Annotated in this window: 16 protein-coding genes; 15 read left to right on the top strand and 1 reads right to left on the bottom strand. The window is 66.6% G+C overall.

The window, feature by feature from the left end:
* The first annotated feature begins 92 nt into the window (after positions 1 to 92).
* The 15 genes from ACDH77_RS00485 (at position 93) to ACDH77_RS00415 (ending at position 18651) form a co-directional block, all read left to right on the top strand.
* Positions 93 to 1295 carry an amino acid aminotransferase gene (locus ACDH77_RS00485; protein WP_277575496.1) on the top strand — a complete coding sequence of 401 codons (1203 nt, stop codon included), beginning with the start codon at positions 93 to 95 and terminating at the stop codon, positions 1293 to 1295.
* A 267-nt stretch (positions 1296 to 1562) separates the two neighbouring features.
* Positions 1563 to 2573 (top strand): class 1 fructose-bisphosphatase, encoded by a 1011-nt coding sequence (locus tag ACDH77_RS00480; RefSeq protein ID WP_008573980.1) that lies wholly within the window; start codon positions 1563 to 1565, stop codon positions 2571 to 2573.
* A 322-nt stretch (positions 2574 to 2895) separates the two neighbouring features.
* Positions 2896 to 3363: a hypothetical protein gene (locus tag ACDH77_RS00475; RefSeq protein ID WP_029818163.1), complete on the top strand. Its 468-nt coding sequence runs from the start codon at positions 2896 to 2898 to the stop codon at positions 3361 to 3363.
* 85 nt (positions 3364 to 3448) lie between these two features.
* On the top strand, positions 3449 to 3835 hold the full coding sequence (locus ACDH77_RS00470) for a hypothetical protein (protein ID WP_372164839.1): 387 nt from the start codon (positions 3449 to 3451) through the stop codon (positions 3833 to 3835).
* Positions 3836 to 3982: 147 nt separating this feature from the next.
* On the top strand, positions 3983 to 4207 hold the full coding sequence (locus ACDH77_RS00465) for a DUF2164 domain-containing protein (RefSeq protein WP_011345844.1): 225 nt from the start codon (positions 3983 to 3985) through the stop codon (positions 4205 to 4207).
* Between the two features lie 65 nt (positions 4208 to 4272).
* The gene (locus ACDH77_RS00460) at positions 4273 to 4662 is read left to right on the top strand and encodes a hypothetical protein (RefSeq protein ID WP_011345843.1); all 390 of its coding nucleotides are present in this window, start codon (positions 4273 to 4275) and stop codon (positions 4660 to 4662) included.
* 376 nt (positions 4663 to 5038) lie between these two features.
* Positions 5039 to 6667, top strand: a complete 1629-nt coding sequence (locus ACDH77_RS00455) for a TldD/PmbA family protein (RefSeq protein ID WP_372353661.1) — start codon at positions 5039 to 5041, stop codon at positions 6665 to 6667.
* Between the two features lie 718 nt (positions 6668 to 7385).
* Positions 7386 to 9020 carry a TldD/PmbA family protein gene (locus ACDH77_RS00450; protein ID WP_031420524.1) on the top strand — a complete coding sequence of 545 codons (1635 nt, stop codon included), beginning with the start codon at positions 7386 to 7388 and terminating at the stop codon, positions 9018 to 9020.
* 14 nt (positions 9021 to 9034) lie between these two features.
* On the top strand, positions 9035 to 10369 hold the full coding sequence (locus tag ACDH77_RS00445; protein ID WP_008573991.1) for a TldD/PmbA family protein: 1335 nt from the start codon (positions 9035 to 9037) through the stop codon (positions 10367 to 10369).
* Positions 10366 to 11184: a DUF4159 domain-containing protein gene (locus ACDH77_RS00440; protein ID WP_042841180.1), complete on the top strand. Its 819-nt coding sequence runs from the start codon at positions 10366 to 10368 to the stop codon at positions 11182 to 11184. The genes ACDH77_RS00445 and ACDH77_RS00440 overlap by 4 nt, the downstream gene beginning before the upstream one ends.
* 112 nt (positions 11185 to 11296) lie before the next feature.
* Positions 11297 to 12289 carry an AAA family ATPase gene (locus tag ACDH77_RS00435; RefSeq protein WP_029818155.1) on the top strand — a complete coding sequence of 331 codons (993 nt, stop codon included), beginning with the start codon at positions 11297 to 11299 and terminating at the stop codon, positions 12287 to 12289.
* Between the two features lie 13 nt (positions 12290 to 12302).
* Entirely contained in the window at positions 12303 to 13199 is an 897-nt protein-coding gene (locus tag ACDH77_RS00430) for a DUF58 domain-containing protein (protein WP_031420521.1), read from the top strand.
* A 43-nt stretch (positions 13200 to 13242) separates the two neighbouring features.
* Positions 13243 to 14442, top strand: a complete 1200-nt coding sequence (locus ACDH77_RS00425) for a BatA domain-containing protein (RefSeq protein WP_372353660.1) — start codon at positions 13243 to 13245, stop codon at positions 14440 to 14442.
* Complete coding sequence (locus ACDH77_RS00420; RefSeq protein WP_031420519.1) at positions 14439 to 16712, top strand: hypothetical protein; 2274 nt, start codon at positions 14439 to 14441, stop codon at positions 16710 to 16712. The genes ACDH77_RS00425 and ACDH77_RS00420 overlap by 4 nt, the downstream gene beginning before the upstream one ends.
* Before the next feature lie 157 nt (positions 16713 to 16869).
* Positions 16870 to 18651, top strand: coding sequence for a carboxypeptidase-like regulatory domain-containing protein (locus tag ACDH77_RS00415; RefSeq protein WP_218488953.1), 1782 nt, complete (start codon positions 16870 to 16872; stop codon positions 18649 to 18651).
* 259 nt (positions 18652 to 18910) lie between these two features.
* Here ACDH77_RS00415 and ACDH77_RS00410 read toward each other — a convergent pair whose 3' ends face one another.
* The gene (locus ACDH77_RS00410; RefSeq protein ID WP_122272045.1) at positions 18911 to 19567 is read right to left on the bottom strand and encodes a DUF938 domain-containing protein; all 657 of its coding nucleotides are present in this window, start codon (positions 19565 to 19567) and stop codon (positions 18911 to 18913) included.
* Positions 19568 to 19652 lie beyond the last annotated feature (85 nt).

Raw genomic sequence — 19652 nt, 5'->3', positions numbered from 1 at the left:
CGGCCATGGGCTGCTACGATGAAGTGGTTTGGCCCAGCAGCGGTCAACGATCCGGAAGTACCCCACTCTTTCGTCCTTCAGCGAGTCATGCCGTGTCCTTCTTTGCAAACGTGGAACAGGTTCCAGGCGACCCCATCCTGGGCCTGACCGAGGCCTACAACGCCGACAGCCGCCCCAACAAGGTCAACCTGGGCGTGGGCATCTATTACGACGAAAACGGACGCATCCCGCTGTTGCGCGCCGTGCACCAGATCGAGCAGCAGCTCGCGCAGGACGCCAAACCGCGCGGTTACCTGCCCATCGACGGCCTGGCCGCGTACGACAAGGCCACCCAGGAGCTGCTGTTCGGCGCCGACTCTGCGCTGGTGACCTCCGGCCGCGTGGCGACCTCGCAGACCGTCGGCGGCAGCGGTGCATTGCGCGTGGGCGCGGACCTGCTCAAGAAGCTGCTGCCCACCGCCACCATCGCCATCAGCAACCCCAGCTGGGAAAACCATCGCGCGGTGTTCGGCGCGGCCGGCTTCGAGGTTGTCGATTACACCTATTTCGATGCCGCCAGCCATGGCCTGAACTTCGACGGCATGCTCGCCGACCTGGCCAAGCTGGAGCCGGGCACCGTGGTGCTGCTGCACGCCTGCTGCCACAACCCCACCGGCGCAGACCTGAGCCGCGAACAGTGGAAGCAGGTGGCGGGGCTGTTGAAGGAACGCAACCTGTTCCCGTTCGTCGACATCGCCTACCAGGGCTTCGACCAGGGCATCGAGGCCGATGCCTATGCGGTGCGCCTGCTGGCTGCCGAAGGCATCGACAGCTACGTGGTCGCCAGCTCCTACTCCAAGTCGTTCTCGCTGTATGGCGAGCGCGTGGGCGCGCTGTCGGTGGTCTCGGCCACCGCCGCCGAAGCCAAGGCCGTGCAGTCGCAGGTCAAGCGCATCATCCGCACGATCTACTCCAGCCCGTCCACGCACGGCGCCGCGCTGGTGGCCGGCGTGCTGACCAGCCCGGAGCTGCGCGATCTGTGGGAGCAGGAACTGACCGAAATGCGCGAGCGCATCCATTCCCTGCGCGCCGGGCTGGTGGAAAAACTCGCCACGCTGGGCGCGCCGGAGTTCGACTTCATCCAGCGCCAGGCCGGCATGTTCTCGTACTCGGGCCTGACCCGGACCCAGGTGGACCGCCTGCGCGACGAGTTCGCGATCTACGCCGTCGGCACCGGCCGCATCTGCGTGGCCGCACTGAGCCAGCGCAACCTGGACTACGTGGCCCAGGCCGTGGCCACTGTCAGCCGGGTGTAATGCAGCGCGGAGCGCCATCGGCGACAGCGGCTGAAGTCATAAGCCGGGAGCGCGCAAGCCTCCCGGCTTTTTCGTGCTTGCTGCTGCTCCCTCGCCCCGACGACGCACGGCGTGCTGGATGCGATGGCGCGGGACAACCCCCCGCTTATCACACGCCATCCGCACATATTCGATCACCGGCGATGCAAACCGCGCATCAAGTGATCGAAATCTAACGCGGCAATGGCGACAATGGCGGCCCACTTCCTACACAGGCTGCCCGTTCCCATGTCGCGTCCCTCGCTGACCCGCTTCCTGATCGAAGAGCAACACGCCGGCCGTATCGATGCGGAATTGCGCCAGCTGATCACCATCGTCTCGCGCGCCTGCAAGCGCATTTCCATCGCCGTGAGCAAGGGCGCCCTGGGCGGCGTGCTCGGCGATGCCGGCACCGGCAACGTACAGGGCGAAGCACAGAAAAAGCTCGATGTGCTCAGCAACGACATCCTGCTCGAAGCCAACGCCTGGGGCGGCCATCTGGCCGCGTGCGCGTCCGAAGAAATGGACCACAGCCAGCCGGTGCCCGACCAATACCCCAGCGGCGATTTCCTGCTGTTGTTCGATCCTTTGGACGGCAGTTCCAACATCGACGTCAATGTCTCGGTCGGCACCATCTTCTCGGTGCTGCGCGCACCCAAGGGCACCGAAAAGCCGGGCGATGAGCACTTCCTGCAGCCGGGCACCCAACAGGTCGCCGCCGGCTACTGTATCTACGGCCCCAGCACCATGCTGGTGCTCACGCTGGGCCACGGTACCCACGCCTTCACCCTGGAGCGCGAAGAAGGCAGCTTCCTGCTGACCCAGGCCAACATGCGCGTGCCCGAAGACACCGCCGAATACGCCATCAACATGTCCAACCAGCGCCACTGGGAACCGGCGATGCAGGCCTACGTGGGCGACCTGCTGGCCGGCAAGGACGGCGCACGCGGCAAGGATTTCAACATGCGCTGGATCGCCAGCATGGTGGCCGACGTGCACCGCATCCTCACCCGCGGCGGCATCTTCATCTACCCCTGGGACAAGAAGGATCCGGGCAAGCCGGGCAAGCTGCGCCTGATGTACGAAGCCAACCCGATGAGCATGCTGGTGGAACAGGCCGGCGGCGCCGCCACCACCGGACGCGAACGCATTCTGGACATCCAGCCGACACAACTGCACCAGCGCGTACCGGTGTTCCTGGGCTCGAAGAACGAAGTGGCCGAAGCGACGCGATATCACCTGGATGCCGATAAGGCGTAAGGCAGCGGGTGCAGCTTGCAAGGCACGCAAACTGGATTCCACAAGACACCCGCCTAGTGCGGGTGTCTTGGTTCATGGCGCCCGCTGATTGCAGCGCTCATTAGACGATGGCAAACGAGGGCCGCCGGCGCGACATGTCTTCATGGGTCGTCATTTGACTCCACGTGTGGCAGCAGTGAGTATCGCCCTCGGGCCGGAGCCGGAGTGGGACGGTCTACGCGAAGTCGATTCCAATCGCACTGCCTTGCACCAGTCGGCCGACTGACCGCAAGGATCACGTCTGGATCAGGGAGTTCTCATGAAGACCGCACGCGTTGCACTGGTGGCTGCCGTCCTGTTGCAGGCCACCCCCGCCTTCTCCGCATCAACCACGCCATCGCCACTGGTCGGAACCTGGCTGCTGGACACCAGCAGCCTGCCGATGCCGGAAGCTGTACGCCCCAAACGTGTCGTCCTGCAGTTCAAGCAGGTTCCGGGTAACAAATGGGCAACCACTGCCGAAATCGTCGAACACGACGACACGAAGTTGCAGGCGCAATCCACGCTACTGCTGGACGGCACACCGGGTCAGGCGTCGGGCACCTACCTGGTGGACCGTGCCGCGGTCAAAATGCCCGAGCCCGGCGTGTTGGTGATGCAGTTGATGTATCAAGGCGTCCCGGCCTCCACCCGCACCTATACGGTCAGTGCCGACGGCAAGGTCATGACCGAAATCGAAGCGTATTTCAAGGACGGCAACCCGATGATGCGCACGGCCTATTTCAAGCGCGCGGCAAGTCAGTCCAAGTAAGCACAATCGAGCCGACGCCGCATCGCGGCGCGGCGCGGCTCGATTTACTTGAGGAGCAACGGCAATTTGAAGGCAGGGAGCCCGTATGCGACATCTTTTGCCGATCGATATTCCAGCCACATTAGGGCGCAGCACGTCGGTCGAGCAATTTCTCGGAAAAAGCCCAGTCGATGCAGCATACGTTCGCCATGTCGAGCTACGGCCGGCAAACGATTGCATCGAGGTATGGATGTATGACGTCGAGGACATTGGCAGCGAAGACTATTCGGATCTGCATGACTTCGCATATTTCGAGCCAGACGGGCCTTGTGCCCCTGCCGCCATCTTTGCGGACGCTGCCGCTGCCGTGAAGTATGCCAGCACATTCCTGGCGGCGGACCCTACTCGCTGGACTAACCTCGGGATTGCCGAGTCCGAATACCTTGACTACATTCGGGCAGGGCGGCCTTCCCGCTGGCCGGTTGCCATCTGACCCTTCATCTCGATGCCGACCAGCAAGTGATTGGGTTCAACCGCCGGCAATCGCCCCAAGTTGCCGGTGTGGCAACGCAAATCGCCCCGATACCGTGGTTGAGCCAACCAGAGCATCCATGACCGAGATCAAATTCAGCGAAGGCGAGTGGGCGGCATCACGCGCAAGATCCAGCTGTATTTCACCGAGGAACTGAAGCAGCAGATAGGACGCTTCGATGCGGAGTTTCTGCTGGATTTCTTCACCGAAGAGGTGGGAGCCTATTTCTACAATCGGGGTATCTGCGATGCGCAGGCCATCGTTGCCAAGAAGCTGGACGACTTGGGCGAATCGATATTCCAGCTGGAACGACCCACCGATTTCATAAGGTAGGACCCTCTCCGGTTCACGCGCATGCGCTAGCGTTTCCTCTTGAACGACAGATAGGGAAGACTGCAATGACTTTAGCGAGTGCCCGCTTCCTGCTCGTGATCGCCGGCGTGGTGCTGCCGTATGCGGCACGCCTGCCATTCGGACTGGGGTGGTTGCGCCAGTACACGGATGTCGGCCTCGGTGGTTGGCTGTTGTTGGGTGGATTCAATGCGATCGCCTGGGGTGCGCTGCTGTGCATCAGCTTTTTGTACCGGCGTCCGATTGCATTGTTGGTGCCGTGCCTGCTTGGCTTTGGTGTGCTCGCCTGGGCGCATGCAACCCTCGATTTACGCGCCGATGCACAGTCGGCATTGGCGCTGATCTTCATTCCGATTTACGCGTTGCTACCGATCACATTGGGCGGCGTACTCGGCTATGTACTGGACCGAAAGCTCCGCCGTAGCGGGACGCCCTGAGACTGCGCTGAAGTGCCGGCTTCAACATCCCGTCCGACACTGTCCGACACTGTCCGGTAGTGCGCCTGCGCCCAGATGCAGTGCAGTGCAGTGATTCGAGGGTGTCGTCGAATTTCCCTGCGTACGATAGACAGCGCACGCCCCGCTGGAGCGCTGGTACATCCGCAGCCGAGTCAAGGTTGCGTCGTCGCGGCCCACCGCCATGCGCACGATTCACGCTTGCTCGCGTTCGCTTATGCGGGCCACGTTCGGTTTGCATTGCAGGGAACTGTTTGGATCGAACACCGCTAGCACTTGACCAAATCGGTGTACGCGGTAACGCTCGGATGCCGGTGTGCGCCTCTCGCGCTGCACGCATCGATTGGAGAGACCGCACGTGGACCGTCGTACCTTCCTCACCCTGTCCGGCATCGGCGCCGCCGGGCTGCTACTCCCCAACACGCGGCTAATCGCCGCCGAGCAGCTGCTTGCCCCAGTGGATGCAGCACGCAACCGGCGCCTTTCAGATGCCGCGCTCACCACCGCCAAGGCGGCCGGTGCCAGCTATTGCGACGTACGCGTGGGGCGCTATCTGCGTCAATTCGTGATCACCCGCGAGGCGCAGGTGGAAAACGTGGTCAATGCCGAATCCATCGGGGTGGGCGTGCGCGTGCTGGCCGATGGCGCCTGGGGGTTTGCGGCCACCAATACGTTGACCAGCGATGGCGTGGCCACCGCCACGCGGCAGGCGGTGGCCATTGCCAAGGCGAATGCGCGCTTGGGCGGCACGCCGGTGCAGCTGGCGCCGGTGACGCCGGCCGGACAGGTCAGCTGGAAGACGCCGATCAGGAAGAACGCCATGGAAGTGCCGCTGCAGGACAAGGTGGCACTGCTGATGGACGTCAATGCAGCTGCGCTCAATGCCGGGGCCACCTTCGTGACCTCGCGCATGTTTGCGATCAATGAGCAAAAATATTTCGCCAGCAGCGATGGCTCCTACATCGATCAGGACGTGCACCGGTTGTGGCTGCCCTTCACCGTCACTGCAGTGGACAAGGCCAGCGGCAAGTTCCGCACCCGCGATGGGCTGTCCTCGCCCATGGGCATGGGCTACGAATACCTGGATGGCGATGCCGGCCAGAAGCACCAGCTGCCAGGCGGGCTGATCGGTTACGGGCACAGCTACGATGCGCGCGAAGATGCGATCGCCGCGGCCAGGCAGGCGCGCGCCAAACTCACCGCGCCGTCGGTGAAGGCAGGCAAGTACGATCTGGTGATCGACCCGAGCAATCTGTTCCTCACCATCCATGAGTCGGTCGGGCACCCGCTGGAGCTCGATCGCGTGCTGGGTTACGAGGCCAACTACGCCGGCACCAGTTTCGCCACCCTGGACAAGCGCGATGCAGGTTACCGCTGGGGCAGCGATGCGGTGACCTTCGTCGCCGACAAGACCCAGCCGGGCAGCCTGGGTGCGGTGGGGTACGACGATGAGGGCGTCAAGACCAAACAATGGGAGCTGGTGAAGGACGGCATCCTGGTCGACTACCAATGCACGCGCGATCAGGCGCACCTGCTCGGCAAGACTGCGTCCGATGGCTGTAGCTACGCCGATTCGTGGTCGAACGTGCAATTCCAGCGCATGCCCAATGTGTCGTTGGCGCCAGGCAGGACGCCGTTGGCGGTTGCCGACATGATCAGGAACGTGGAGCACGGCTTGTACATCCATGGGCGCGGTTCGTATTCGATCGACCAGCAGCGCTACAACGCGCAGTTCGGCGGGCAGCTGTTCTACGAGATCGAAAACGGCCAGGTCACCCGCTTGGTGGAAGACGGCGCCTACCAGATCCGCACGCCGGAATTCTGGAATGCCTGTAGCGCCGTGTGCGACCAGCGCGACTTCCGCCTGGGTGGCTCGTTCTTCGATGGCAAGGGCCAGCCGAGCCAGGTCTCGGCGGTGTCGCATGGCGCGTCCACCGCGCGCTTCGATGGCATCAACGTGATCAATACCGCGCGTTCGTTGGGTTGAGGGTTGGTGGATCGACTGCGTGGTGATTGAGTTGTCTGCGTTGGCTCAGCACATTTAGGCACTGAGATTGTGTTTGTTGCGGTCGCTTAACTATCTTCAAGCTTGGTCAGTCGAGCGCGCGGTGCCCTCACCGCTCGCGGGACACGCCGTGAACCCGTCCATGGGGGCTCGATGGCGGCATCCATGCCGCCAACGGTCCCGCAATCGGCGAGGACACTGCACCAGAAAGTCCGCTGGTTGCTTGTTGAAGAACAGAGAGCACCGCGCGAGACCATTGCTGTTTGCTTGCTGAAAACTTTGCACACCGACCAACTTGACTGGTCCTTGCCTGCTCACCGTCGCGGGACCCTTGGCGGCATGGATGCCGCCACGGAGCTTACAGGGACGTACTTGCAGCGTGTGCTGCGATGGTGGGCGGGCAAGGACCCTGCAGTGAGCGCGCAGAGCATGCGCTCTGCACCTGATTTAAGGAATGGATCTGCGCATCCAACGTACAGCGATAGTCATCGCACACCGCCAGCCGCGCTCGCCATCCACTCGATGCACGCCGGTTGTGCCACGCCATCGGCCTGCGCACAACGTTTGCACACGCACCCCTGCCGAAAGTCATTTGACGCAGCATTCATCGCCCGGCAAGAATCGGCCGATACCGCGCGCAGAGCCATGTGCGTGTCACCACACCACCTGCGCGCCGCGCGGGACTATTGGGGAGTTGCCCGTGCAGCGACGTGATTTCCTGGCCCTCACCGGGCTGACCATGGGCGGGCTGATCGTGCCTGCCTACTTCGGCAAGGCCATTGCCGCCGAGCAGTTGCTCACGCCCTTCGATGTGGGCCGCAAGAAGCGTCTGGCCGATGCCGGCTTGAACGCGGCGCGCCAGGCCGGAGCGAGCTATTGCGATGTGCGCATCGGCCGCTACCTGCGCCAGTTCGTGATCACCCGCGAAGACAAGGTGCAGAACGTGGTCAACACCGAGTCCATCGGCGCCGGCATCCGCGTCATCGTGGGCGGCGCGTGGGGCTTTGCCGCCACCAACGAGCTCACCGAGCAGGGCGTGGCCAAGGCCGCCGCGCAGGCGGCGGCGATCGCCAAGGCCAATGCCAAGGTGCAGGGCACGCCTGTGCAACTGGCGCCGACGCCGGGCGTGGGCGAGGTGAGCTGGAAGACGCCGATCAAGAAAAACGCCATGGAAGTGCCGATCAAGGACAAGGTGGACCTGCTGCTCGGCGTCAATGCCGCCGCCACGGCCGCCGGGGCCAATTTCGTCAACTCGATGCTGTTCGTGGTCAATGAGCAGAAGTATTTCGCCAGCACCGACGGCTCCTACATCGACCAGGACGTGCACCGCATCTGGGCGCCGATGAGCGTGACGGCCATCGACAAGGCCAGCGGCAAGTTCCGCACCCGCGATGGGTTGTCCGCGCCGATGGGGCTGGGCTATGAATATCTCGATGGCGCCGCCTCCGGCAAGTTCGTCTCGCCCAACGGCGTGGTCAATTACGGCCTGTCCTACGACATGAAGGAAGATGCGATTGCGGCAGCCAAGCAGGCGCAGGAAAAGCTCAAGGCGCCGTCGGTCAAACCGGGCAAGTACGACCTGGTGCTGGATCCCTCGCACACCTGGCTCACCATCCACGAGTCGGTGGGCCACCCGCTGGAGCTGGACCGCGTGCTTGGCTACGAAGCCAACTACGCAGGCACCAGTTTCGCCACGCTGGACAAGCTCAAGGCCGGTTTCCAGTACGGCAGCGACAAGGTGCATATCCTCGCCGACAAGACCCAACCCGGTAGCCTCGGTGCGGTGGGCTACGACGATGAAGGCGTCAAGACCAAGCAGTGGGACCTGATCCGCGACGGCAAGCTGGTGGACTACCAGGCCATCCGCGATCAGGCGCATATCCTGGGCAAGACCGCCTCCGATGGCTGCTGCTATGCAGACTCGTGGTCGAGCGTGCAGTTCCAGCGCATGGCCAATGTGTCGCTGGCCGCCGGCAAGACGCCGCTGAGCGTGAGCGATCTGATCAAGAACGTGGAAAACGGCATCTACATCATCGGCGACGGCTCGTTCTCCATCGACCAGCAGCGTTACAACGCGCAGTTCGGTGGCCAGCTGTTCTACGAAATCAAGAACGGCGCCATCACCCGCATGCTCGAGGACGTGGCCTACCAGATCCGCACCCCGGAGTTCTGGAATGCCTGCAGCGCCGTGGCCGATCAACGCGACTACCGGCTGGGCGGCTCGTTCTTCGACGGCAAGGGCCAGCCGAGCCAGGTCTCGGCGGTCTCGCACGGTTCGTCCACCGCCCGCTTCGATGGCATCAACGTCATCAGCACCGCCCGCTCGCTCGGCTGACAGGAGAAACCCACATGAGCATCCTTACCGAAGCGCAGGCCAAGGCCATCCTGGACAAGGTCATCAAGCTGTCCAAGGCCGACGAGTGCACCGCCACGCTCACCGGCTCGATCGACGGCAATATCCGTTTTGCGCTCAACAACGTGTCCACCAGCGGCATCGTCGACAACACCGACCTGCAGGTGCAGGTGGCGTTCGGCAAGCGCGTGGGCGTTGCCACCATCAACGCGTTCGACGACGCCTCGCTGGAGCGCGTGGTGCGCCGTGCCGAAGACCTCGCACGGCTGGCGCCGGAAAACCCGGAATTCATGCCGGCGGTCGACAAGCAGACCTACAGGCCCAGCCCGACCTTCAGCGAATCCACGGCAGCGGTTGATCCGGCGTTCCGCGCGCAGGTGGCGGCCGACTCGATCGCCCCATGCAAGGGCAAGGGGCTGATCGCCGCAGGCTTCCTCGAAGACGGCCAGAGCTTTACCGCATTCGCCAACAGCAAGGGCAACTTCGGCTATCAGCGCGGTGCGCGCTTCGACTACACCTGCACCGTGCGCACCGAAGATGGTCGCGGCTCGGGCTGGGTGGGCCGCAATCTGAAGGATGCAGCCGACTTCAAGGCCGAGCAGGACATCCGCATCGCGATGCGCAAGGCCAGCGATTCGGCCGAAGCCAAGGCGCTGGAGCCGGGCAAATACACGGTGATCCTGGAGCCGGCGGCGGCCGCAGGACTGATCTCGTTCATGATGAATTTCTTCGACGCGCGCATGGCCGATGAGGGGCGCAGCTTCCTGTCCAAGAAAGGTGGCGGCAACAAGCTCGGCGAACAGGTCTACGACCCGCGCGTGAACATCACCGCCGACCCGTGGGACCCGCGTGCGGCAGTGATGCCGTGGGACGAGGAAGGCCTGCCGCGCGAGAAGATGTCCATCGTGGAGAACGGCAAGATCGCCAACCTGCAGTATTCGCGCTTCTGGGCGCAGAAAAACGGCAAGCGTGCGGTCGGCGAGCCGGGCAACCTGCTGATGGCCGGCGGCGACAAGAACATCGCCGAGCTGGTGCGTGGTACCGAGAAGGGCATCCTGGTCACGCGCACCTGGTATATCCGCATGGTCGACCCGCAGACCGTGCTGCTGACCGGGCTCACCCGCGACGGCACGTTCTACATCGAGAACGGCCAGATCAAATACCCGGTGAAGAATTTCCGCTTCAACGAATCGCCGGTGATCATGCTCAACAACATCGACGAGCTGGGCAAGCCGGTGCGCGTGGCTGGCGATGAATCCAACTTCGTGATGATGATTCCGCCGATGCGGCTGCGGGACTTTACGTTTACTTCGTTATCGGATGCGGTGTGAGTAGGAGCCGGGAATCGGGAGTCGGGATTCGAGAATGGGAGAGCACAGCAGGCTCTCTGCATCCTGATACTTTTCCTGCACCTCCCGTTTCCGGTCTATGTCACTTGGCGGCGCCTGCGACGCGCCGCCACTTTCTCGGCCTGTTGCTCGGTAGCGTCGCTGCGTTGGCGCTGCCGCAGCGCGTGCGGGCGGCCGGCAATTACGATTTCTGGTTCACCCGGTTGCGCTACGACTCCGGCGATTGGGATGTGGACGCGCGCATGCCGTCCAATCTGATTACCTCGCTGATCGACTACACCCAGCTGCGGGTGGACCCGCAGGAACATGTGCTGGATCTGGCCGACCCGCGCATGTTGCAGGCGCCGTTCTGCTATCTGTCCGGTCACAAGCTGGTGGAGTTCAACCCGGCCGAGCGGCGCAACTTCGAGCGCTATGTGCGTAACGGCGGCTTCGTGTTCGTGGACGATTGCAACCACGATATCGACGGTTTGTTCGCCACCTCGTTCGAAGCGCAGATGACCTCGATCTTCGGCAAGACGGCGTTGCAGAAACTGCCAAAGAACCATCGACTCTACAGCGCCTTCTTCACCTTCCCCGACGGCCCGCCGGCCACCGGTTTCGAACTCAATGGCTGGGGCGACGACCTGGTGCACGATTATCTCAAAGGCATCAGCATCGATGGCCGGCTCGGGGTGCTCTACAGCAACAAGGATTACGGTTGCGAATGGGATTACGACTGGCGCAACAAGCGTTTTCTGGCCGAAGACAACACCAAGTTCGGCGTCAACATCGTGATGTATGCATTGACCAATTGATCGCCGCAGGGTGCTCGCCATGTCGAACCAGGCTTGCGCAATCAAGAATCACCGCTGAGGCCTCGTGCGCAAGCGCGCCGCGCATCAGCAACCATCCAACGAGAATTCGCGCATGACCTCCCCCAACGACGACATCCTCACCGCGCAGCTCTCCCAGCTGGGCACGTTGCGCGCCGCCCTGGCCCGGGCCGTGGTGGGCCAGGACGCGGTGGTGGAGCAATTGCTGATCGGCCTGCTCGCCGGCGGCCATTGCCTGCTGGAAGGCGCGCCGGGCCTGGGCAAGACGCTGCTGGTGCGCTCGCTGGGGCAGGCGCTGGAACTGCAGTTTCGCCGCGTGCAATTCACCCCCGACCTGATGCCTAGCGACATCCTGGGGACCGAGTTGCTGGAAGAAGACCACGGCACCGGGCATCGGCATTTTCGCTTTCAGCAAGGGCCGATCTTTACCAATCTGCTGCTGGCCGACGAACTCAATCGCACCCCGCCCAAGACCCAGGCCGCATTACTGGAAGCGATGAGCGAACGCACGGTGAGTTATGCCGGCACCACCTATGCGCTGCCGGCGCCGTTCTTCGTGCTGGCCACGCAAAACCCGATCGAACAGGCCGGCACCTACCCGTTGCCCGAGGCGCAGCTGGATCGCTTCCTGCTGCATGTGCGGGTGGATTATCCCAGCGAGCAGGAAGAGCGCGACATCCTTAGCCAGACCACCGGCAGCGCAATCGCGCAGGTACCCAAGGTGATGGACGCGGCCAGCGTGCAGGCGCTGCAACAGCATGTGCGGCAGGTGCATGTGGGCGCGGAGTTGCTGACCTGGATCAACCGTCTGGTGCGTGCCAGCCGTCCTGGCCCGCAGGCCAGCGACGAGGTGCGTCAGTGGATCAAATGGGGCGCCGGCCCGCGCGCCGGGCAGTCGCTGGTGCTGGCGTCCAAGGCGCGCGCACTGCTGCATGGACGCTTTGCAGCCACCCGCGAAGACGTGGTGGCGCTTGCGGCGCCGGTGATGCGCCACCGCCTGTTGCTCTCGTTCGCGGCCGAGGCCGAACAACGCACAGCCGACGACGTGGTCGCCGCATTGCTGCGCGCCGTGCCATTCCCTACCTGAGGCGTCGCGCGGCGTGAGTGTGGACGTGCCGGCATTGATTCCCAGCGACGTACGCAGCCGCCTGCGTGGCCTGCAGCTGCGTGCGCGTCACGCACAGGGTGCGCACGGCATCGGCCAACATGCCAGCCGTAGCCGCGGCGCTGGACTGGAATTTGCGCAATACCGCGCCTACGAACCGGGCGATGCGCTGCGCCAGATCGACTGGAAACTCTACGCGCGCTCGGACCGCTTCTTCGTGCGCGAAGCCGAGCGCGAAAGCCCGCTGACGCTGTGGCTGTTGCTCGATGCCACCGCCTCTGCCGGCCAGGCCGATCACGCGCGGCCCGGCAGTACGCGCCTGCAGGCGATGGCAACCCTGGCCGCCTGCGCTGCAGAAATCGCGCTGCAGCAGGGCGATCAGGTCGGTCTGTTCGCCGTGCATGGCGGCGGGTTGGTGGCAGTGCCGGCCGGCGCCGGGCCGCGGCAACGCGACCGGCTATGGCTGGCCCTGCATGGACTGCGCGCCGGTGGGCGTTGGCCGGGCATGGCCGCCGTGCGCCCGTTGTGGGAACGCATCGCCACACATGCGCTGGTGCTGTCGATCGGCGATGGCTTCGACGAAGACCTCAACGCTGCACTGGAAAAACTCGCCGCCGCACGCCGCCAGGTCATGCAACTGCAGGTGCTGACCTGCGACGAACGCGATTTCAGTTTCAGCGGCGGGCACCGGTTTCGCGACCCGGAAACCGGCGAACAATTGCTGGGCGATGGCGCGGCGATGCGCGCCGATTATCTGCAACGCTTCGGCGCGGCACAGCGCGCGCAGCAGGCGCGCTGGCAGGCCGCCGGCATCGCGCACGCAGTGCAGTATCTGGACGCAGCGCCCGAGGTGGCATTACGCCAGTTGTTCGGGCAAGGCGCGCGGCGATGAGCTGGCAGGTCGGCTGCGCGCATGTCGCCAGGCGGGTACCGCGATGAACCTGCTGTTGCTTTTCCCTGCGGGACTGGCCGCGTTGGCCGCGTTGCTGCTGCCGCTGCTGATCCATCTGGCCCGGCGCAGCGAACACCGGCCGACCGACTTCGCCGCGTTGCGCTGGTTGCGTGCGCTGCCGCGCCCACGCCACCGCGTGCGTCTGGACGAATGGCCGCTGCTGCTGGCGCGCTTGTTGCTGCTGGTTGCGGTGGCGCTGCTGCTGGCCGAACCGGCCGTGCGCGATCACGACGATGCACGCCCACGCATTGCGCTCAGCCCGGGAGTCGATGTGGCCGCCGCACGCCAGCTGCGCCACGTCGCGGACGCGCGGTGGGTATGGCTGGCGCCGGGCTTCCCGCCGGTCGATGCCGATGCCAATGCCAAGACCCCCAAGACTCTCGCCACGCCTGCGGGCGCGACGCAACCGGTCTCCAGCCTGTTGCGCGAGCTCGATGCCAGCCTGCCGCCAGATGCGGCGCTCAGCGTGATCGTGCCGGCCCAGTGGGGCCCGCTGGATGCGCAACGGCTGCAGTTGTCGCATCAGGTGCGCTGGCAGGTCGTGCCCGGTCAGTCGCCGCTTGCGGCGCCCGTTGCTGCCGCGCCGCTACGACTGCAGGCGATTGCCGACGACAGCACCACGCCGGCCCTGCGCTATCTGCGCGCCGTACATGCCGCCTGGGCGCTGCCGGGCAGCTTGCCGATAAGCACGCCGGCCAACGCACAGCCTTCGCGCTGGGGTCCCGGCACCGTGGTGGCGTGGCTGTCGCGCAGTGCCCCGCCGGCGCCGGTGATGGCCTGGGTCGCAGCCGGTGGGCAGTTGCTGGTGGATGCGCAGACACCTCTCCCGCCCAACCTCGCCGCGACGCTGCAGCCCGTGCATCAGACCGCCTCTGGCGCGCCATGGCTCGATGCCGCAGCGCTCGGCCGCGGACGCGTGCTGCGCTGGGCCGCACCATTGCAACCGCAGCAACTGCCGGCACTGCTGGATGCCGGCTTCCCCACCCGTTTGCACGACGCTCTGCAACCAGCACCCACACCGCAGCGCGCACTGGCGCAGACCCAGCACCCGCAGCGCGGTGCCGCCGCCCGCCTGACGACCACCCCGCGACCGCTGGCGCCGTGGCTGATCGGCCTGGTGCTGCTGCTGTTCGCGCTCGAACGCTGGCTGGCCACCGCGCTGCGCCGGGCCACTCCCGCATGAGCACGCCGGCACTGCAGCGGGCGTGGCAGGCGGCACGGCGGCGACAGGCCGCAGGCGTGCTGTTGTTCGGGCTGCCGTGGGCAGCTCTGCCGGCGGCGCTGGCGTGGCGCGCCGGTGCGCAGGTCGCCATCGTGGTGCTGCTGCTTCTGGGCCTGCTGGCACTGGGCGGCGTGGCGCTGCTGGCCGCGCGGCGTCTTGACCAGGCCTGGCTGATCCGCCGGCTGGACCGCGATGCAGATCTGGAGGACAGCAGCGACTTACTGTTCGCGCCGATCGCTCAACTCGGTCCGCTGCAGACCCTGCAACGGCAACGACTGGAGCAGCGCCTGCGCAGCACCTCGCGCGATCTGCGCCCGGCCTGGCCGTGGCGCCGCGCCTGGCCCTGGAGCGTGCTGGGTGCGCTCGCCTGCGGTGCGCTGCTGCTGTGGCCGCAACCGGCCACCCAACGCACTCCGCCAACCGACCGCGTTGCCGCCGCGCGTGCCAGCAGTGGCGCCCCCACGCTGCGGCAGGCGCAGCTACGCAGCAGCCCGCCGGCCTACACCGGTCTGCCGGCCGCGCGCCTGCCCGGCCTGGATGCGAAGGTGCCGGCCGGCACCCGGCTGGACTGGCAACTGCAGGTCAGCCCGGCGCCGCGCAGCGTGGCCCTGCGGCTTACCGACGGCCGCACCGTCGCGCTGGCGCGAGAAGGCAGCAGCGAGACGTGGCAAGGCCATTGGGTCGCCGAGCGCGCCACCCTGTACCGCATCCTCATCGACGGCGCGCCGGCCGACCGCCAGCTGCATCGGCTGGACGTGCTGCCCGACCGCCCACCGCAGGTGCGTGTGCTTGCCCCCGAACAGAGCCTGGTGCTGTGGTCCCCGGCCAACCGCAGCTGGACGCTACGTTTCGAAGCCAGCGACGACTACGCCGTGGCCGCCAGCGCCGAGCTGCGCCTGACCCTGGCCCAGGGCAGCGGCGAGAACATCACCTTCAGCACCCAGCGCCGCACGCTCACCGGCAGCGGCCCGGCCCGGCAACGCGGCTTCGCCGCCACCGTGCAGCCGCAGGCGCTGGGCATGGCCGCGGGCGACGACCTGATTGCCCAGCTCATCGTCCACGACACCCGCCAGCCCGGCCCGCAGGAAGGCCGCAGCGCCAGTGTGATCCTGCGCTGGCCGCCGCCCGAACAGACCATGGCCGCCGGCCTGGAAGCCAGCGTCAAGCAGACCTTGCCGGCCTACTTCCGCAGCCAGCGCCAGATCATCATCGACGCGCAGGCACTGCTGAAGGAGAAACCGCGCCTGGACGCGGCCAGCTTCCTCAAGCGCTCCGATGCCATCGGCGTGGACCAGCGCCTGTTGCGGCTGCGCTATGGCCAATTCCTCGGCGAAGAGAGCGAAGGCGCGCCGCAAGGTCCGCCGACTGCCGACGCGCCACCCACCAGCGACGCCCCGGCCGACGATTTACCCACCGCCGACATGCCCACCGCCGATGCGCCAAGCGCGCCGGCCGCTGCTTCGGACACGCACGCCGCGCATGACCACGACGCTCACGATCACGCTCACGACGCCCACGCCAGCGAGCCCGGCGCCGCCGCACTGGACGACCACGACCATGGCGGCAGCAACGGCCGGCCCGAGCGCAGCAGCTTCGGCCAGGCAGAGAACGTGCTGGCCGAATTCGGCCATACCCACGACCACGCCGAAGCCGCCACCCTGCTCGACCCGCAAACCCGCGCCCTGCTGCGCGCCGCGCTGGACCAGATGTGGCAATCCGAAGGCGAGCTGCGCCAGGGCCACCCCGAGCGCGCGCTGCCGTACGCCAACAAGGCGCTGGGTTTCATCAAACAGGTGCAGCAAGCCGAACGCATCTACCTGGCGCGCGTGGGCACGCAGTTGCCGCCGATCGACCCCGGCCGGCGGCTGAGCGGCGATCGCGCCGGCCTGGGCGACCGTGCCGCCGGGTTGGACACCCGCCCGGCCCCGGACCCGTCCGCGCTGCAGCTGTGGGACGCGTTGGGCGAGGCAGCCCCAGTGCCCGACGCCACCCTGGCCCGCTACGCGCAGTGGCTGCAGACCCAGCACGACCGCCTGCACGACCCGCTGGGCCTGGCCGCCGCCGTGGAAACCCTGCGCGCCGAACCCGATTGCGCCCGCTGCCGCACCCAGCTGCGCGCCCAGGTCTGGCGCACCCTGCTCGCCCCGCCGGCAGCACCGCATCGCCGCGCCGCGCCCGACCCGCGCGGCCAGCGCTACCTGGATGCGCTGCGGCAGGAGATGCAGCCGTGAGTCCCGCCCTGATCCGCCTGCTCCCGGTGCACCGCTCGATCGGACCGAGGTGGTCTGTAGACCTGGCAGCAGGCTGTCCGCCGTCGTGGGCGCGGACCGCATCGACAAGGCTGTACGGCGGGCGCTTTCAGGATGCATCGCGCCCGGAGCACCAACCATGACACCCTCCTTGCCCTGGTTGGTCGGTGCGGCATTGCTGCTGATCGCCGTCATCGGCTGCGTGCGCCTGCTGCGGGCGCACCACCGGCAGCCGTATGCGCGCACCCGGCTCTGGCTGCTGTTCGCCGCCCAACCGTTGCTCGCGGCACTGCTCTATCCGGTGCTGCTGCCCCCGCCGCGCGCCGGTACCGGTGGGGAACTGCATGTCGCCACCGCCGGCACCGCCGCCGGGCAGATCTCCACCGGCGACCTCGCGCGCTGGGTCGCCCTGCCCGAGGCGCCCGCATTACCCGGCGTGATGCGCGTGCCGGACCTGGCCACCGCACTGCGGCGCGCACCCGGCACCACGGCGCTGGTGGTGCATGGCAGCGGCCTGCCCGCGCGCGACCGTGAGGGCCTGAACATTCCGCTGCGGCTGAAGCTCAGCCCCGCCCCACGCGGCGTGGTCGCGGTCTCGCCCCCACCGCCAGTCGCCCCGGGCGACACCATTGCGGTGTCTGCGCAGGTGCAGGGCCTTCCCGACGCGCGCGTGGAACTGCTCGATCCGGCCGGGCAGGTGGTGGACAGCGCCGTGGCCGACCGCGCCGGCCGCGTGCGCCTGCGCGGCCTGGCGCGCGCGCCGGGCCAGGTGCTGTTCGCCGTGCGTGCACGCGATGCCGCCGGTGCAGAACGCAGCCGCGTGGAGGTACCGGTGCTGATCGCTGCCATGGCGCCGATGCGCGTGCTGCTCCTGGCCGGCGCGCCGCAGCCGGAGCTGAAATACCTGCGCCGCTGGGCCAGCGATGCCGGGCTGGACGTGCGTAGCCAGATCGCGGTCGGCGCTGGCGTGCAACTCGGCGAGGGCGCCGCGCTGGATGCGGCCAGCCTGGACCGGCTGGACCTGCTGATCGTCGACCCGCGCCGCCTGGTCGCACTGGGTGCTGCGCAGCGCCAGACCTTACGCGCCGCGATCCAGCGCGGCCTGGGTGTCTTGGTGCGCACCGACGGGCCGCTGGACGCCAACACCCGCGCTGCGCTGGCCGCGCTCGGCCTCGGCGTCAGCGGCGGCAGCACCAGCAGCCCGGTGCCCGCACCGCAGCGACTCTCGCCGCCGGCCGCGCCCGCGAATCCTGCCGGCGGCCCCGGCGACGCCCTGACGCTGGCACCGCTGCAACGTCGCGACCTGCAACCGCAAGCCACCGACGCCCTGGTCACCGCACGCGCCGACGATGGCAGCGCCCTGGGCTGGTGGCGCGCCCAGGGCCGCGGGCGCATCGGCATCGGCCTGGTGGAAGACAGCTTCGCGCTGGTGCTGGCCGGCCGCAGCGATCTGCACGCCGCGCTCTGGGCGCAGTTGTCCGGCGCCGTCGCCCGCCCAGGCGGCGCGCTGCCCACCCCGGTGCAAGAAGGCTGGTCGCAACACCGCATGCCGCTGTGCGACCTGCACGCCGACGCCTTGGTGACCGACCCTGACCGGGCTCGCCACCCACTACTGCCGGAACGCAACGGCAATGGGCCGCGTTGCGCCGGCTACTGGCCGGCAACCCCCGGCTGGCATCGCCTGGAGAGCGGCAACACGCAACGCTGGCTCCATGTCCGCGCGCCCAATGAAGCGCCGGCCCTGTACGCACAGCAAAGCCGCCTCGCCACCATCGCCCTGGCGACCGGCGCTGCCTCCGCACCCGTTGCACACCCTGCTACCCAACCCGGCGCGCGCTGGCCGTGGCTGCTGGTCTGGCTCGGCGCGGCCGCCGCGTTGTGGTGGTTTGAGCGAAAGCGACCTTCGCAACGGGTGCCGTAACAAGCGCTTGAACGACCTAGGAAAGGCGGCGTTGCAGATCGACGTTGCCAAGGGCGGAATGGCCCGCTGCACAGAGTCGCGCGTGGTCTTGAATCCCGCGGTGCGATTCGCAGCAGACGGCTCACCGGTGCGTCATTTGCGCCTCGCGACGCAGCACGCGTTGGATTCCACACGCAAATGCGCAGGCTTGTCGCTACACGGTGAGACTTCGCGCCGAACCAACAACATGCCCATCAAGTCCGCCCAGCAGTGCCGGTGATTAACTCGCCGCCGTCAGGCGCCGCCACACCCGGCAATGATTGTTCGCCGGCAAGGCCACGTCATCGATCAACTGCAACCCCACCGATGCCGCCAACGCATCCACCGCTTCGGCATCGCGAATACCCGAGGCAGGGTCGCGCTCGCGCAGCATGGTGTCGAAGGCGCGATTGCTGTCGCTGGTGAATTGCCCATCGCGGTTGAACGGCCCGTAGATCGCCAGCACCACATCGGGCGCCATCACCGCGGGCAATCCGGCGAACAAGGCCTGCACCTGCAGCCAGCCCATGATGTGCAAGGTATTGGCGCTGTAGATCGCATCGAAGCCGCGCTGGCCGCCACGCAGCACCGGCAGGCTGGGCGGCGGTGCGAGCCCGGGCGTGGGCGTGGGCACGGCCTGCAGTGCAATCGGTGGCGGCGTGTTCGGCAGCGCCGCCTCGTCCAGCCATTGCCGCATGCCGGCAAGATGATCGAGGTGATCGCTGGCCTGCCACTGCAACCATGGCATCGCCGCAGCGAAATGCACTGCGTGTTGCCCGGTGCCCGCACCGATTTCCAGCACCTGCTGCCGGTCGGCGAAATGCGTGCGCAGTACCTCGAGAATGGGGTCGCGGTTGCGTGCGGACGCTGGCGAAAACGGTTTGGGCATCATCGGCATCTGTCGTGGTTGCGGCGATTATCGCGCCCAAGCATCGCTTGGCGGCAACCGTTCGGTGAACCGGATGCCGCGGCCCTTCGCCCGC

Source organism: Xanthomonas axonopodis pv. maculifoliigardeniae (assembly GCF_041519315.1).
Lineage (GTDB): Bacteria > Pseudomonadota > Gammaproteobacteria > Xanthomonadales > Xanthomonadaceae > Xanthomonas > Xanthomonas euvesicatoria.
This window is presented reverse-complemented; position numbering and strand designations above follow the sequence as displayed.